Here is a 16,609-nt window from a genome sequence, read left to right as displayed (position 1 = left end):
TAATTATTTCCAGAGGGCAGACGCCCAACATGAATAATTTGGCGGCAAATACATATACCTTTCGGAAATATGTTTTATCCGCCAAATTAAGAATGGCATGGTTGAACCATAACGCATACACGAACTTTTTGACCATAGTACTTATAAATTGTATCATATAAATTATGAAATTACCACGGATTTTTTCCTATCCCCTTCTTTTTCCTGAAACCCTTTACAACCGGCCTTAAACGTGTTAAAACGTTGTAGTAAGAAGGAGGATGGAAATGTTTAAAATAGGAAGAAATGATGCATGCTGGTGCGGTAGCGGAAAAAAATACAAAAACTGTCATCTGCCCTTTGACCAAAAGCTTGAAAACTATGCGGTCATGGGAGATGAAGTTCCAGAGCACTATATGATAAAAACGCCGGCTCAGATTGAAGGAGTCCGCCGTGCAGGAATTGTAAACAACAGGATTCTTGATCTGGTGGGTGAGATGATAAAGCCAGGCATCAGTACGGAAGATATCAATACACTGGTACACGAGAATACTATCAAAATGGGAGGAATCCCTGCTACCCTTAATTTTGAGGGGTATCCCAAAAGTGTGTGCATATCCATCAATGAGGTAGTATGCCACGGAATCCCGGATTCTAACCGGATCTTAAAGGATGGGGATATTGTCAATGTGGATGCGACCACCATTGTTGACGGTTTCTACGCCGATGCCTCCAGAATGTTCTGCGTCGGCAATGTGTCGGATGAGGCATTAAGACTTGTCCGTGTCACAAAGGAGAGTGTGGATCTGGCTGTGAAGGAAGCCAGGGCATGGGGCCATCTGGGAGATATCGGAGCAGCTATTTCGGAACATATCTATGCCAATGGCTTTACGGTAGTGCGGGAAATCGGCGGACACGGCGTGGGCGTGGATTTCCATGAGGAGCCATGGGTCAGCCACATCGGCACAAGGGGAACCGACATGCTTCTTGTACCAGGGATGATATTTACCATTGAGCCAATGGTAAATGCCGGAAAAGCCGATGTAGTACAGGATGACAATGACGGCTGGACCATCTATACAAAGGATGGAAGCCTGTCTGCCCAGTGGGAATATACTGTTTTGATCACGGAAGAAGGAGCGGAGGTGCTTGCAAGATAAATGGAGAAAAAACGATGCTTTTGGGTGGATGAATCCTCTCCGGTTTATGTGAAATATCACGACGAAGAGTGGGGAGTTCCTGTTTATGATGATAAAAAGCTTTATGAGATGTTCCTTTTGGAAACCTTTCAGGCAGGTCTTTCCTGGATCACCATACTGAGAAAGAGAGAATCCTTCCGGGAAGCCTTTGATGGCTTTGATGTGGAAAAGGTGGCATGCTACGGTGAGGAGAAAATAAATAGCTTAATGGAGAATACCGGCATTATAAGAAACCGGAAAAAAATAGAAGCTGCAGTAAAAAATTCCCGTGCATTTCTGGAGATCCAGCGGGAGTTCGGCTCTTTTTCCGAGTATCTATGGGGATTCACAAACAGGGAAGTCATTATCAATCAGGATGACAACTTCCCAGTTAAAACGGAGCTGTCCGACCAGGTTTCGAAAGATTTAAAGAAGAGGGGAATGGCCTTTGTAGGTTCTGTTACCATCTATTCCTATCTTCAGGCAATTGGTGTGGTCAATGACCATGAGCTTTCCTGTTTCTGCCGGGAGAGCAGTCAGAACGGCTGAAAACAGAGGCAGATCATACAAAGAAAAAGTGGGGAATTATTTGGATAAAGAGTACATAGCTTATGAAATAAGAGGCTAAAAGAATAGGGCTGCATCCGGAAAATGTAATTTTTATTGGAAAATTTTACAAATTGTGGTAAAATGTTAAATATTTATTACATTCAACACCTGAAACCATAAAGAAAGTGAACAGGAGTATTATGAAAAGATGGCTTTTGGCAGTGATTGCATTCTCGTTGGTGACCTCCGGATGCAGCAGGTACAAAGGAATTTCCGACCCCCCAGAGAAAGACAACAAAACAGAAGAATCTCAGCAGAGTACAGAGGAATCCGAGCAGAGCACAGAGGCAGAGGCTGAGAAGCTTCCTGTTGAAGTTTCCGCAAAACCGGGAAAGAAGCCGGTAAAGGTAAAGGGAATCTATATTTCCGGATATATGGCCGGCTCTGAAGGGCTCCAGGCAATATTGGACAAGATCCAGGGTACTGAGATTAATACGGTTGTCATTGATGTGAAGAATGATGACGGACGGATTACCTTTGCCATGGCGGATGCACCTACGGTTAATGAGATCGGTGCCACAGAAAAGTACATCAAAGATATTGACAGTCTCATGGCTCAGTTAAAGGCCAGGGGGCTTTATACCATTGCCCGGGTGGTGGCGTTCAGGGATCCTTATCTGGCCGAGAAAAAGCCGGAATGGGCACTTAAGAACAAGGACGGAAGTTTATACCGGGATAACAAGGGACTGGCCTGGGTGAACCCTTACCGGACAGAGGTATGGGATTATCTGGTGGAGGTGGGAACCGAAGCTTCCAAGGTTGGTTTTGATGAAGTCCAGTTTGACTACATCCGTTTTTCCACGGACAGCACCATGAAGCAGGTGGTATTTGACGAAAAGGATACCAGGGGCCGTTCCAAAACTGATATTATTACGGAATTTATCCAGTATGCATATGACAAGCTGTCTTCCCGCAATATTTTTGTTTCAGCAGATGTGTTTGGCACCATCATCGGAAGCAGGGTGGACGCAGAGGCAGTAGGGCAGATCTATCAGGAGATGGCATGCCACTTGGATTATATTTGTCCCATGATTTACCCTTCCCATTACGGTGACGGTAACTTTGGAATCGATCATCCGGATATGGAGCCATACCGTACCATACGAGCCGCTTTAAAGCTGTCCAGGAAGGAACTGGAAACTGCCAGAGTGGCTGGGAAGCAACAGGCCATTGTCCGCCCCTGGCTCCAGGATTTTACGGCTTCCTATCTGGAACACCATATTACTTACGGGGCTAAGGAAGTAAGGGCCCAGATCCAGGCGGTCTATGATGCAGGCTATGATGAGTGGATTCTTTGGAGCGCATCCAACCGGTATACCTGGGATGGCTTCTTAAGCCGGGAGGCGGCGAAAGAAGAGGCAGAAAAGCTTGCCAGAATAAGAGAAACGGAAATGACCTCTTCCGCATCAACTGAGGTACCGACCGAGGTACCAACTGAAGTACCAACCGAGGTACAGACGGAAAGCAAAGAAGTAAGGACAGAAAAGAGCCTGGAAGGAAGCACAGCAGCAGAGACGGAACAGGAGAAGGAAAATAAAAAGAAAACCAGACCCAAGCCCGATGTTGTCATTGTGACCACAGGCGGCTTAAGGGATTAGGAAGTGAGGAAAGCCATGGACAGAGCACCCAGACCAGGAGATTTCTACCGGCATTTTAAAGACAAGATGTACCAGGTGATAACCGTTGCGGTTCATTCCGAAACAGGAGAAGAGTTGGTTGTTTATCAGGCGTTATATGGATCCTTTGGAACATATGCCCGTCCGTTGTCCATGTTTATCAGTGAGGTGGACCATGAAAAGTATCCGGATGTAAAGCAGAAATGCAGGTTTGAACGGGTGGACACCGGTTCTGAACAGCCTGTGGCGGAAGCCAGTCTCCAAAGTCAGGAGAGCTTGCCCCCGGATGATTGTCATCATGAAAATAAAAATCTCCTTGCATTTCTTGATGCCGGGACGTATCATGAGAAGTTGGAGGTTCTTGAGAACCGGAAGGACCGGTTTTCTGCGGAAGAGCTTTTAGCAATCTGCGAGATAATGGAGATCGGAAGGCCGGATTCAGAACCTGAGGAGAAATATTATGCAGTGAAAAGGTATCTGGAGCTGCAGAATAAATACGAGGGATCAAGATTGAGGTGATTTGTTTCAGTGGACCACAGGTCATTTAATATAGAAGAAGAATTAAAAAAACTGCCGTCCCAGCCTGGCGTGTATATCATGCACGACAAGCGGGACGAAATCATCTATGTGGGAAAAGCCATCAGCTTAAAAAACAGGGTCAGGCAGTACTTTCAGAGCAGCAGAAATAAAACGGCAAAAATCGAACAAATGGTGTCGAGGATCGCCCGGTTTGAATACATTATAACAGACTCTGAGCTGGAAGCCCTTGTGCTGGAATGCAATCTCATTAAGGAACATCGTCCCCGTTACAATACCATGCTAAAGGATGATAAGACCTATCCCTATATCAAGGTAACGGTTTACGAGGACTATCCCAGGATCTTATTTTCCAGGGATATGAAAAAAGATAAAAGCAAGTATTTTGGACCGTATACAAGCGCCGGAGCGGTAAAGGATACCATTGAGCTGATCCATAAGCTTTATCAGATAAGAACCTGCAACCGGAATCTGCCAAGAGACATCGGGAAGGAACGCCCCTGCTTGAATTATCATATCAAGCAGTGTTCGGCCCCGTGCCAGGATTATATCAGCAAGGAAGATTACTGGAAATCCATAAACCGTGCCCTGGACTTTTTAGGCGGAAAATATGGACCTGTAATTAAGATGCTGGAAGAGAAGATGCAGGCGGCATCGGAAGAAATGGATTATGAAAAGGCCATTGAGTACCGGGATCTGTTAAACAGTGTTAAGCAGATCTCCCAGAAGCAGAAGATCACGGACAGCGGCATGGAAGACAGGGATATCATTGCCATGTCAAAGGATGAAAAGGATGCCGTGGTTCAGGTATTTTTTGTCCGGGAAGGCAGGCTTATCGGCCGGGAGCATTTCCATGTAAGTATCGCAACGGCAGAGGATAACAAGCAGATCCTGACCAGTTTTGTCAAACAGTTCTATGCAGGAACTCCTTTTGTTCCAAAAGAGCTGTGGGTGCAGACCGATCTTGAGGATGAAAGCGTCATAGGGGAATGGCTTTCTGCAAAGCGCGGTCAGAAGGTCAGAATCGTAGTTCCCCGGAAAGGCCAGAAGGAACGCCTGGTGGAACTGGCGGAGAAAAATGCCGCACTTGTTCTTTCTCAGGATAAGGAAAAGATAAAGCGGGAAGAGCTTCGTACCATCGGCGCCATGAATGAGGTAGGCGGCTGGCTCGGTCTTTCCGGCATTAAGCGGATCGAGGCATTTGATATTTCCAACATAAGCGGCTTTGAGTCTGTAGGCTCAATGATTGTCTATGAAAATGGAAGACCAAGAAGAAATGATTACAGGAAGTTTAAGATCAAATGGGTCAAGGGTGCCAATGATTATGCTTCCATGAATGAGGTGCTCACAAGAAGATTTTCCCATGGCCTTAAGGAAGCAGAAAGCTTAAAAGAAAAGGGCGTGGATGAGGAGCTTGGAAGCTTTACCCGTTTCCCGGACTTAATCATGATGGATGGAGGACGGGGGCAGGTAAACATTGCCCTGGAGGTTTTAAAGGAACTGGATATTTCCATTCCTGTCTGCGGTATGGTAAAGGATGACAATCACAGGACAAGAGGGCTTTACTATAATAACGTAGAAATTCCCATTGACAGGCATTCCGAAGGATTTAAGCTGGTCACCAGGATCCAGGATGAAGCACACCGGTTTGCCATCGAATACCATAGAAGTTTAAGAAGCAAGGGACAGGTAAAATCCATTCTTGACGATATTCCTGGCATCGGCCCCAACAGGAGAAAGGCGCTGATGCGCCGGTTTAAAGGGCTGGAAGCCATAAAGGAAGCGACCGTGGAGGAGCTTTCCGAAGTACCGGGTATGAATGCTCTGGCAGCGAAAAGCGTTTACGAGTTCTTCCACATATAGCTTTTCAAATGACGAAATCTGTGATAGTATGAAAAAAACAGATGGAAAAGAGGAGCGCCATGCATGGAGTAGCTATTACTGATTTGATAAAGAAGATGAATTTCCGGAACATGACTCCGGAGATTGACGCGGAAAAAATTGTGATCAGCCATCCGGATGTCAATCGTCCGGCTTTACAGTTAGCCGGATTTTACGACCATTTTGACAACGAGCGGGTGCAGATCATCGGTTATGTGGAACAGGAATACATTCATCAGATGGAACATGACAGAAAGCTTGAGATGTACGACAAGCTTTTATCCAGCCAGATTCCGTGCCTGGTATACAGCCGGAGCCAGAGTCCGGATGAAGATATGCTGGCGTTTTGCAACCATTACGGCGTACCATGCCTTGTATCAGATAAAACCACTTCCGATCTTATGGCGGAGATCATCCGCTGGCTTAAAGTGAAGCTTGCACCCTGTATCAGCATTCACGGGGTTTTGGTTGACGTATTCGGCGAAGGTGTACTGATCATGGGAGAAAGCGGCATTGGAAAAAGTGAGGCGGCTCTGGAACTGATCAAACGAGGCCACCGTCTTGTCACCGATGATGTGGTGGAAATCCGCAAGGTAAGCGATGAGACACTGATTGGAACCGCCCCGGAGATTACCAGGCATTTCATTGAATTAAGGGGCATCGGCATCATTGATGTCAAGACGCTGTTCGGCGTGGAAAGTGTAAAGGATACTCAGGCCATAGATATGGTGATCAAACTGGAGGACTGGGATAGAGATAAGGAATACGACAGAATGGGAATCGAGGACCAGTATACGGAATTCCTTGGAAACCGGGTGGTATGCCATTCCATTCCGGTGCGTCCGGGACGTAATCTGGCCATTATTGTTGAATCTGCTGCCGTCAATTACAGACAAAAGAAGATGGGGTACAACGCGGCTCAGGAATTATATAACCGCGTTCAGGCAAACCTTTCAAGAAAACAAGATGATTGAGGTGTCTGATGACTGGATTTTATGAAAAACTTCTTGGTGCAGCTGATAAAGACCATATAAAAGTTGGGGAAGAGATGCGAAAGCATACCTCATTCCGGGTGGGGGGGCCTGCCGCCTGCTTTGTTATTCCGGCAGATGAGAAAGAGCTTGCTGCTGTTATGGCTCTTTGCCGTCGGGAAGAGGTGCCTTTTTTCATACTAGGCAATGGAAGTAATCTTCTGGTTGGAGATGAAGGCTATGATGGAGTGGTCATTTCCATGGACTGCTTAAACCACTGCCAGGTGGATAAAGAGACGGGGGTTTTAAAAGCTGGAGCCGGAGCACCGCTTGCTCGGATTGCACTGGAAGCATATAGGGCGACCTTAACCGGTTTTGAATTTGCAGCCGGGATACCGGGCACCCTAGGGGGAGCTGTGGTGATGAACGCCGGAGCTTATGGTTCGGAGATGAAGGAGGTTCTCCGGTCTGTTAGAGTATTGACACCGGAGGGAGAAGTAAGGGAGCTGCCTGCTGACCAGCTTTCTTTAGGATACCGAGCCAGCTGTATTATACCAAAGCAGTATGTTGTGTTGGAAGCCAAGATCCGGTTAAGGGCTGGAGATGAGGTTTCAATTAAAAACCGGATGGATGAACTGGCCCGCAGGAGAAAGGAAAAACAACCTTTGGAATATCCAAGTGCGGGAAGCACCTTTAAGAGACCGGAAGGGCATTTTGCCGGCAAGCTCATAGAGGAGGCCGGATTAAGAGGTTTTTCCCTGGGCGGCGCCCAGGTTTCGGAGAAGCACTGCGGATTTGTCATTAACAAAGACGGCGCAACTGCGGCTGATATCAGAAACCTGTGTGAAGAGGTGAAAAAAAGGGTGTTAAAAAATTCCGGAGTAGCTCTTGAGATGGAGGTAAAGACACTGGGGAAGTTTTAACGGTGCAAAGGAGAACAACGTGAGGCTTGTAATTGTAACAGGCATGTCAGGCGCAGGAAAGACCCAGGCGCTTAAGATGCTGGAGGATATGGGATTTTATTGCGTGGATAATCTTCCCATTCCCCTGATTGAAACGTTCGCAGAGCTGACCCTGAGCAATCAGGGAGGGATCCGGAACGCAGCTATGGGGATTGATATCCGAAGTGGAGAGGATTTATCGGTTTTAAACAGGATTTTTGATGATTGGTCAAGAAAACGGGTACCCTTTGAAATTCTCTACCTTGATGCAGGTGACGAAACACTGATTAAGCGCTATAAGGAAACCAGGAGAGCCCATCCCCTGGCGGCTGGCGGAAGGATCGACAGCGGGATTGAAAAAGAACGGGTAAAGCTGGGGTTTTTAAAGGAAGAAGCGGATTTTATCATCGATACCAGCCGGCTTCTTACAAAGGAACTCAGGCAGGAGCTGGAAAAAATATTTGTGAACCGGGAATCCTACCGGAATTTATATATCACGATCCTTTCTTTTGGATTCAAGTATGGGATTCCGTCGGATGCGGATCTGGTATTTGATGTAAGGTTTTTGCCAAATCCCTACTATGCAGAAGATCTGCGGCCTAAAACCGGAGAAGAAAAAGAAGTGCGGGACTATGTGATGCAGCATGGGACCGCTGCCCTGTTTTTAGACAAGCTTAACGATATGCTGGAATTTCTGATTCCCAATTATGTACTGGAGGGAAAGAACCAGCTGGTTATTGCCATCGGATGTACAGGCGGCAAGCACCGGTCGGTTACCATTGCCAGGTCTGTTTATGACAGATTTAAATCCAGGGAAGAATTTGGGATTAAGATCGAACACCGGGACATCGATAAGGATAATATACGGAAAAGGATGGTCTAGCCATGTCATTTTCTTCCAAGTTAAAAGAAGAGCTTTCCAGACAGATCAGTCCGGCAAGGCATTGCCAGATTGCTGAGATGGCTGCGATCATAAGCCTTTGCGGGAAAATAATCATATCGGAAGACGACCGCTTTACGATTAAAATTAATACGGAAAATGTGGCAGTTGCAAGAAAGTACTTTACATTATTGAAAAAAACATTTAATATAAGTACTGATGTGTCCATTAGAAGAAATGCTTATTTAAATAAAAACCGTACCTATACGGTGACAATCCGGGAACATGAGGAGGCGATCCGTGTTTTACATGCCACAAAGCTTCTTGATGAAAACGGAGAAATAGGGGAAAACTTAAATCTTGTAAGGAATGTTGTCATCCAGCAGTCCTGCTGCAGGAGGGCATTTATCCGTGGTGCATTTCTCTCTTCCGGATCGATAAGTGATCCTGAGAAATTCTACCACTTTGAAATCGTATGTGCAACAGAAGAAAAAGCACAGCAGCTAAAGTCCATTATCGCGACCTTTGACCTTGAGGCAAAGATCGTTAAGAGGAAACGCTATTTTGTGGTTTATATAAAAGAAGGAAACCAGATCGTAGATATTCTGAATGTTATGGAAGCTCCGGTGGCCTTAATGGAACTGGAAAACATCAGGATCTTAAAGGACATGCGCAACAGTGTGAACCGACAGGTCAACTGCGAGACTGCCAATATTAATAAAACGGTATCAGCTGCGGTAAAGCAGATAGAAGATATAACATATATCAGAGATACAATCGGACTTGATAATCTTCCGGACAATTTATGCGAAATTGCCAGGGAACGGTTGGAGAGGCCGGAAGCAACATTAAAAGAGCTTGGAGAAGCTCTGGACCCTCCTGTAGGCAAATCAGGAGTGAACCACCGACTTAGAAAGCTTGGCGACCTGGCAGGGCGGCTGCGCGGGACAGGCATTAGCAGCGGAATGGAATAATCCGTTCATAGGATTGAGGAGGATAATTATGGTAAGAAAAACAGTCACCGTTGAACTTGCATCAGGCTTAGAGGCAAGACCAGTTGCTATGCTGGTTCAGGTTGCAAGCCAGTATGAAAGCAACATTTATGTTGAAATCGAATCCAAGAGAGTAAATGCAAAGAGTATTATGGGCATGATGACTCTGGGACTTGCAGCGGGAGAACAGATTACGATCACTGCGGACGGTACGGATGAGGAGCAGGCGATTGCCGAAATCGAAAAATACTTAAGCAATCACGAGTAATATTTAAAGAATACTGTATGTTCCAGGCGGAGGCTCTGATATTGGAGGCTCCGCCTCTTGTGCGTGCGTTACAATTCAGATATAATCTGGTACAAAAGGTTTTCCAGCATGTTTCTTTATGGTATACTATTTACAAAAGCAATGAGCAGTGTGAAACAGGACTCTCAGGCTCTCACTGCGGCCTTATTCATACATAGGTAAAGAAGAAGGGAGGTACAAATGGCATTTACACATTTACACGTCCATACGGAATACAGTCTGTTGGACGGCTCCTGTAAGATAAAAGAGCTTGTGGCCAGGGCAAAGGAGCTTGGAATGGACAGCATGGCCATCACTGATCATGGGGTGATGTATGGCGTCATTGATTTTTACAGGGCGGCCAGAGAGGCTGGAATCAAGCCCATCATCGGGTGTGAGGTATATGTGACCTCTGGATCAAGGTTTGACAGGGAAACCGTGGGCGGGGAGGACCGTTACTATCATCTGGTCTTATTGGCGGAGAATAACCAGGGCTACCAGAACTTAATGAAGATTGTCTCAAAGGGCTTTGTAGATGGATTTTACTATAAACCAAGAGTGGATTATGAGATTTTAAAGGAATACAGTGAAGGGATCATTGCATTAAGTGCCTGTCTGGCAGGAGAGGTACAGAGGCTGGTCGGCCGCGGACAGTATGAGAAGGGAAGGGAAGCGGCCCTTCGCTATCAGGAGATATTCGGGAAGGGGAATTTCTTTCTGGAGCTTCAGGATCACGGAATACCGGCTCAGAATACGGTAAACCAGAACCTTTTACGGATGAGTCAGGAAACCGGGATCGATTTGGTGGCCACCAATGATATCCACTATACCTATGCAGAGGATGCCACACCTCATGATATCCTGCTGTGTATTCAGACCGGAAAAAAGGTGGCGGATGAGAACCGCATGCGCTACGAGGGGGGCCAGTATTACTGCAAATCGGAAGAGGAGATGCGTACGCTCTTCTCCTATGCGGGAGAAGCCATTGACAACACTTACAAGATTGCAGAGCGCTGTAACGTGGAGATTGAGTTCGGCGTAACCAAACTGCCAAAGTATGACGTGCCGGATGGGTATGATTCCTGGTCCTATTTAAACAAGCTATGCCTGGAGGGCTTTGCGCGCCATTATCCCCAGGATGACTTGGAATTAAAGGAAAGGCTTGATTATGAGCTGGATGTCATTCATTCCATGGGGTACGTGGATTATTTCCTGATCGTATGGGATTTCATTCATTACGCCAGGTCCCAGGATATTATCGTGGGGCCGGGACGGGGATCAGCAGCAGGTAGCATCGTGTCCTACTGTCTGGGGATCACTAACATCGACCCTATCCGCTATAACCTTCTGTTTGAGCGTTTCTTGAATCCGGAGCGAATTTCCATGCCTGATATTGACGTGGATTTCTGCTTTGAACGGCGTCAGGAAGTTATCGACTATGTGGTGCGGAAGTATGGAAAGGACCAGGTGGTCCAGATCGTGACCTTTGGTACCCTGGCGGCCAAGGGTGTGGTAAGGGATGTGGGAAGGGTGCTGGATATGCCCTATGCCCGTTGCGACACCATAGCAAAGATGATCCCGGGAGACCTTGGCATGACCCTTGAAAAGGCTTTAAAGCAAAGCCCTGACTTAAGAAATGCATACGAGGAAGATCCTGAGGTCAAATACCTCATTGACATGTCCATGCGTCTGGAAGGCCTGCCAAGGCATACGTCCATGCATGCTGCCGGAGTCGTGATCAGCCGGACTTCTGTGGATGAATATGTTCCTCTTTCCAGAGCAGCCGACGGAACCATTACCACACAGTTTACCATGACGACTCTGGAAGAACTGGGGCTTTTAAAAATGGACTTCCTTGGGCTGCGTACTCTGACCGTTATTCAGAATGCGGTAAAGGGCATAGAGAAAAACAGGCAATTATCCATTGATATGGACCGGATCAATTATAATGACAAGGCAGTGCTGGATTCCATTGGTACCGGAAAGGACGATGGAGTGTTCCAGCTGGAAAGTTCCGGTATGAAGAGCTTTATGAAGGAGCTGAAACCGGGAAGCCTGGAAGATATTATTGCCGGAATATCCCTTTACCGCCCCGGTCCCATGGACTTTATTCCAAAGTATTTAAAGGGGAAAAACGACTTAAGCTCCATAACCTATGAATGCACCCAGTTAGAGCCCATCTTAGGTCCTACTTATGGCTGTATCGTATACCAGGAGCAGGTAATGCAGATCGTAAGGGACCTTGCCGGATATACCATGGGCCGCAGCGACTTAGTGCGAAGAGCCATGTCAAAGAAGAAGACTTCTGTCATGGAAAAGGAACGGCAGAATTTTGTTTATGGGAATCCAGAAGAGGAAGTAACCGGGTGTATCTCCAATGGAATCGATGAAAAGACGGCAAATCAAATCTATGACGAGATGATCGATTTTGCCAAATACGCCTTTAATAAGTCCCATGCGGCAGCTTATGCGGTGGTATCTTATCAGACCGCCTTCTTAAAATATTATTATCCCCAGGAATTCATGGCAGCTCTTCTTACCTCGGTCATGGATAACGTAACAAAAGTATCCGAATATATTTTAAGCTGCAGACAGATGGGAATCTCCATTCTTCCGCCGGATATTAACGAGGGAGAAAGCGGGTTTTCCGTTTCAGGAGGATCTATCCGCTACGGCTTGTCGGCCATTAAGAGCGTAGGAAAGTCCGTGGTAGAGCAGATCGTTGCGGAACGGGAACAAAATGGAATATTTCACGATATGGAAGATTTTATTGACCGGATGAGCAATAAAGAGGTCAATAAAAGGACTTTGGAAAATTTCATAAAATCCGGATCATTGGATACTCTTCCAGGTACAAGAAAGCAAAAGCTTTTGACTGCACCGGAGCTTTTGGAGCATAAAGCCAAGGAACGGAAAAATACCATGGAAGGCCAGATGACTCTGTTTGATATTGCAGGGGAAGAAGAAAAGAGCCATTTTCAGATAACGTTCCCTGATGTGGGAGAATTCATAAAGGAAGATCTTCTGGCATTTGAGAAGGAGACTCTTGGCATTTATTTAAGCGGTCATCCCATGGAAGCTTACGAAACCACCTGGAGAACTAATATTACCGCAACCACCATAGATTTTGTTGTGGACGAGGAAACTGGAGATGCAGGTGTTTCCGACGGTTCTTATGTGACCATCGGAGGTATGATTACAGGAAAGACCGTAAAAACTACTAGAAACAACAAAATGATGGCGTTTCTCATCCTGGAGGATCTGGCAGGATCCGTGGAAGTAATCGTATTCCCCAAGGATTATGAGAGCAAGAGGGAGCTTTTTGTGGAAGATTCCAAGGTCTTCATACAAGGCAGGGTATCAGTGGGAGAGGATCCGGTGGGAAAACTGATCTGTGAGCGGGTAACTCCATTTTCAGCTCTGCCAAAGGAACTGTGGCTGAAATTCCCTGATAAGGAATCCTATATGGTGGTAGAACGGGAAATCTTAAATGACCTAATGGAATCAGAGGGCGATGATTCAGTCATCATCTATCTGGAAAAAGAACGGGCCAGAAAGGTTCTGCCGGCCAACCGGAACGTGAACGCGGGAGATGGACTCCTGAAGGCTCTGGTTAAAAAACTTGGTGAAAAAAATGTCAAGCTTGTAGAAAAAAAACTTGAAAAGATTGGGAAAATGAATTAGAATACAACATGTATGCAATGAAAAACTTACAATAACAGATATCCGTGAATCAGGAGGAAGCTACTATGGCAAAACAAGTGAAAACCATCGGCGTATTAACCAGCGGCGGTGATGCACCAGGTATGAACGCTGCAATCCGCGCAATTGTCAGGACTGCAATCCATAAAGGATTGGAAGTAAAGGGAATCATGAGGGGATACGCAGGCCTTCTGCAGGAAGAAATTGTTGATATGAACAGCACCAGTGTATCCGATATTATTCACCGCGGAGGAACCGTTTTATATACAGCCAGATGTCAGGAGTTCACAACTGCCGAAGGGCAGAAAAAGGGCGCTGAGATCTGCAGAAAACATAATATCGACGGCATTGTGGTCATCGGAGGAGATGGTTCATTCCGGGGAGCCGGTAAGCTTTCCGCGCTAGGGATCAATACCATTGGGCTTCCTGGAACCATTGACTTAGATATTGCCTGTACGGATTACACCATTGGCTTTGATACGGCTGTCAACACAGCCATGGAGGCCATTGATAAGGTACGTGATACATCCACTTCCCACGAGCGCTGCAGCATCATCGAGGTAATGGGACGTAATGCAGGCTATATTGCCCTTTGGTGCGGTTTTGCAAACGGCGCCGAGGACATTCTTTTACCGGAGCGCTATGACGGCGATGAACAGGCCCTTATTAACCGTATCATTGAGAACAGAAAGCGGGGCAAAAAGCATCATATCATCATCAATGCAGAGGGAATCGGACATTCCTCCTCTATGGCTAAGAGAATCGAAGCTGCCACAGGCATTGAGACCAGAGCTACCATCCTGGGACATATGCAGCGAGGCGGCGCGCCTACCTGCAAGGACCGTGTCTATGCTTCCATTATGGGCGCAAGGGCAGTAGAGCTTCTATGTGAAGGTAAGAGCAACCGTGTCGTAGGCTATAAGCATGGAGAATTCCAGGATTTCGATATTCAGGAAGCCCTTAGCATGACAAAGGACATCCCGGAAGACCAGTATCAGATCAGCAAGATGCTTGTGAGATAATTGGGTCAGATTCAGCTGGAGGCGAATATGGAATATACGGTGATCAGGCAGAATTTTGAAAAACACGGGTTTTCCACACAGCTTTTTCCTACAAAAGAAGAAGCACGTGATTATCTTGTGGAAGCCTTAAAGAACCAGACCATTGGATTCGGCGGAAGCGTGACCCTTTTGGAAATGGGTCTATATGAAGCTCTGCTTAAGAACAATGCCGTGGTATGGCACAACAAGGTGCCTTCCAGAGATGTGCGGCACCTGGCAAACTGCGCCAATATCTATATAACCAGCGCCAATGCCGTATCGGAGACCGGGCAGATCGTTAATATCGACGGAACCGGAAACCGGGTCGCTATGACCGCTTTTGGACCTCAGACATGCTATTATGTTGTGGGCAAAAATAAAATCACCCCCAACTTGGAGGACGCCATTTACCGAAGCAGGAATGTGGCTGCTCCGCAAAATGCCCAAAGAATCCATGCAAAGACACCGTGCGCCCAAAAAGGAGATAAGTGCTATGACTGCAACAGCCCTGAACGGATCTGCCGCATAACGGCGGTGATCGACCGGGCTCCTATGGGCATGAAGTGCGAAATCATCTTTGTGGATGAGGCACTGGGTTTTTAATGAAATGAAATATAATGAATTGGCGAGAGCAAACGGGATTTTTAGTAAATTCCCGGCTGTTTCCCGCCATTTTTTTATTGTCAGTTTTTTAATGCAATTTGACAACCGGGTTTTTTACGGTTATATTGTATTAAAATGACCATAGCAAAACGAACGCTTAAGGGGACAAAAGGGAAGAAAATAAGGAGAAGAAGAACATGGATGCAATTGAAAGGTATATCAATGAACTGATGGAAAAGAGTACACCGGACCGTCCGGTATGGAACATTGAGAAGCTGCTTCAGGGGGAGAAGGCCGGATGGAATTACATAGACGGCTGTATGATCAAATCCATTTTAGAAATGTACGCCATTACCGGGGATTTAAAATATCTGAATTTTGCGGACACATTTATCGATTACAGGGTGAGAGAGGATGGGACCATTGACGGATATGATGTGGAAGAACGGAACATTGACAATGTCAATGCAGGAAAAACTTTGCTCGAGCTTTATGACCTGACAGGAAAGGAAAAATACAGAAAAGCCATTGATCTGGTTTACAGCCAGATCGGAATGATGCCGCGGACAAAAGAGGGGAACTTCTGGCATAAGAATATTTATCCCAACCAGGTTTGGCTTGACGGTCTGTACATGTGTCAGCCATTTTATATGGAATACGAAACCCGGTTTAATCAAAAGGAAAACTGCGGCGATATTTACAGCCAGTTTGCCAATGTGATGAGGATCATGAGGGATACAGAAACCGGCCTTTACTACCATGCGTACGATTCTTCCAGAGAGATGTTCTGGTGTGATAAGGTGACCGGGCTGTCCCAGAATTTCTGGCTGAGAGCGTTAGGCTGGTACGCCATGGCTCTTTTAGATACCATGGACAAGTCAGATCCGTCGGATGAGGAAAGCTTAAAGGAAATGGAAGAAGCCTTCCGTGACCTGATAGACTCTATGTTAAAATACCAAGATGAAAGCGGTATGTGGTATCAGGTGGTAAACTTAGGCGGCATGGACCGGAATTATCTGGAAACCAGCGGAAGCGCCATTTTCTCTTATGCCATTTTAAAGGGAGTCCGTTTGGGTTATCTTCCGGAGTCCTATGCCGGTTCTGGCAAAAAGGCCTTTGAGGGAATCTGCGATACCTATCTTCATCTGGAAGAGGGGGGGATAAGCCTTGGAGGAATCTGCCTGGTAGCAGGACTTGGCGGCAAAGAGAGGAGAAACGGAACTTTTGATTATTACATGTCCGAGCCCATTGTAAAAGATGATGCCAAAGGGGTAGGACCCTTCCTTCTTGCCTATACGGAGATGAAAAGAACCGGCTGGGTATACAATCAATAAAGAAACAGGAATATAAATGGGGATTGGGTCCCGGATTACCGGGTTCCAATCCCCAAATCA

At 46.3% G+C, this 16,609-nt stretch carries 14 protein-coding genes; all 14 read left to right on the top strand.

Features of this window, described 5'->3' with window-relative positions:
* Positions 1-266 precede the first annotated feature (266 nt).
* The 14 genes from BMW45_RS00235 to BMW45_RS00170 all read left to right on the top strand — a co-directional run bounded on the left by BMW45_RS00235 (position 267) and on the right by BMW45_RS00170 (position 16,549).
* Positions 267-1,139 carry a methionyl aminopeptidase gene (locus tag BMW45_RS00235; protein WP_092240037.1) on the top strand — a complete coding sequence of 291 codons (873 nt, stop codon included), beginning with the start codon at positions 267-269 and terminating at the stop codon, positions 1,137-1,139.
* Positions 1,140-1,706, top strand: a complete 567-nt coding sequence (locus tag BMW45_RS00230) for a DNA-3-methyladenine glycosylase I (protein WP_092240036.1) — start codon at positions 1,140-1,142, stop codon at positions 1,704-1,706.
* A gap of 200 nt (positions 1,707-1,906) precedes the next feature.
* Positions 1,907-3,364, top strand: a complete 1,458-nt coding sequence (locus tag BMW45_RS00225) for a putative glycoside hydrolase (protein ID WP_092240035.1) — start codon at positions 1,907-1,909, stop codon at positions 3,362-3,364.
* A 15-nt stretch (positions 3,365-3,379) separates the two neighbouring features.
* A complete protein-coding gene (locus tag BMW45_RS00220) occupies positions 3,380-3,901 on the top strand; it encodes a DUF1653 domain-containing protein (protein WP_092240034.1) in 522 nt (173 codons plus the stop codon).
* Positions 3,902-3,910: 9 nt separating this feature from the next.
* Positions 3,911-5,782 carry an excinuclease ABC subunit UvrC gene (gene uvrC / locus BMW45_RS00215; RefSeq protein WP_092240033.1) on the top strand — a complete coding sequence of 624 codons (1,872 nt, stop codon included), beginning with the start codon at positions 3,911-3,913 and terminating at the stop codon, positions 5,780-5,782.
* A 59-nt stretch (positions 5,783-5,841) separates the two neighbouring features.
* Positions 5,842-6,774, top strand: a complete 933-nt coding sequence (hprK, locus tag BMW45_RS00210) for an HPr(Ser) kinase/phosphatase (RefSeq protein WP_025231831.1) — start codon at positions 5,842-5,844, stop codon at positions 6,772-6,774.
* Positions 6,775-6,782: 8 nt separating this feature from the next.
* On the top strand, positions 6,783-7,694 hold the full coding sequence (gene murB / locus BMW45_RS00205) for a UDP-N-acetylmuramate dehydrogenase (protein WP_092240032.1): 912 nt from the start codon (positions 6,783-6,785) through the stop codon (positions 7,692-7,694).
* A 19-nt stretch (positions 7,695-7,713) separates the two neighbouring features.
* Positions 7,714-8,595 (top strand): RNase adapter RapZ, encoded by an 882-nt coding sequence (rapZ, locus tag BMW45_RS00200; RefSeq protein ID WP_092240031.1) that lies wholly within the window; start codon positions 7,714-7,716, stop codon positions 8,593-8,595.
* A gap of 2 nt (positions 8,596-8,597) precedes the next feature.
* The gene (whiA, locus tag BMW45_RS00195) at positions 8,598-9,566 is read left to right on the top strand and encodes a DNA-binding protein WhiA (RefSeq protein ID WP_092240030.1); all 969 of its coding nucleotides are present in this window, start codon (positions 8,598-8,600) and stop codon (positions 9,564-9,566) included.
* Positions 9,567-9,594: 28 nt separating this feature from the next.
* Positions 9,595-9,852 (top strand): HPr family phosphocarrier protein, encoded by a 258-nt coding sequence (locus BMW45_RS00190; RefSeq protein ID WP_024291282.1) that lies wholly within the window; start codon positions 9,595-9,597, stop codon positions 9,850-9,852.
* A 219-nt stretch (positions 9,853-10,071) separates the two neighbouring features.
* Positions 10,072-13,554 (top strand): DNA polymerase III subunit alpha, encoded by a 3,483-nt coding sequence (locus BMW45_RS00185; RefSeq protein ID WP_092240029.1) that lies wholly within the window; start codon positions 10,072-10,074, stop codon positions 13,552-13,554.
* A gap of 65 nt (positions 13,555-13,619) precedes the next feature.
* Positions 13,620-14,594, top strand: a complete 975-nt coding sequence (gene pfkA, locus BMW45_RS00180; protein ID WP_025231836.1) for a 6-phosphofructokinase — start codon at positions 13,620-13,622, stop codon at positions 14,592-14,594.
* Positions 14,595-14,621: 27 nt separating this feature from the next.
* Positions 14,622-15,215 (top strand): lactate utilization protein, encoded by a 594-nt coding sequence (locus BMW45_RS00175; protein WP_092240028.1) that lies wholly within the window; start codon positions 14,622-14,624, stop codon positions 15,213-15,215.
* A 197-nt stretch (positions 15,216-15,412) separates the two neighbouring features.
* Complete coding sequence (locus BMW45_RS00170) at positions 15,413-16,549, top strand: glycoside hydrolase family 88/105 protein (protein WP_092240027.1); 1,137 nt, start codon at positions 15,413-15,415, stop codon at positions 16,547-16,549.
* Positions 16,550-16,609 lie beyond the last annotated feature (60 nt).

The organism is Lacrimispora sphenoides, assembly GCF_900105215.1.
In the GTDB taxonomy this organism is placed as follows: Bacteria; Bacillota; Clostridia; order Lachnospirales; family Lachnospiraceae; genus Lacrimispora; species Lacrimispora sphenoides_A.
The sequence above is the reverse complement of the archived record's forward strand: the minus strand, read 5'-3'. Positions and strand labels throughout refer to the sequence as shown.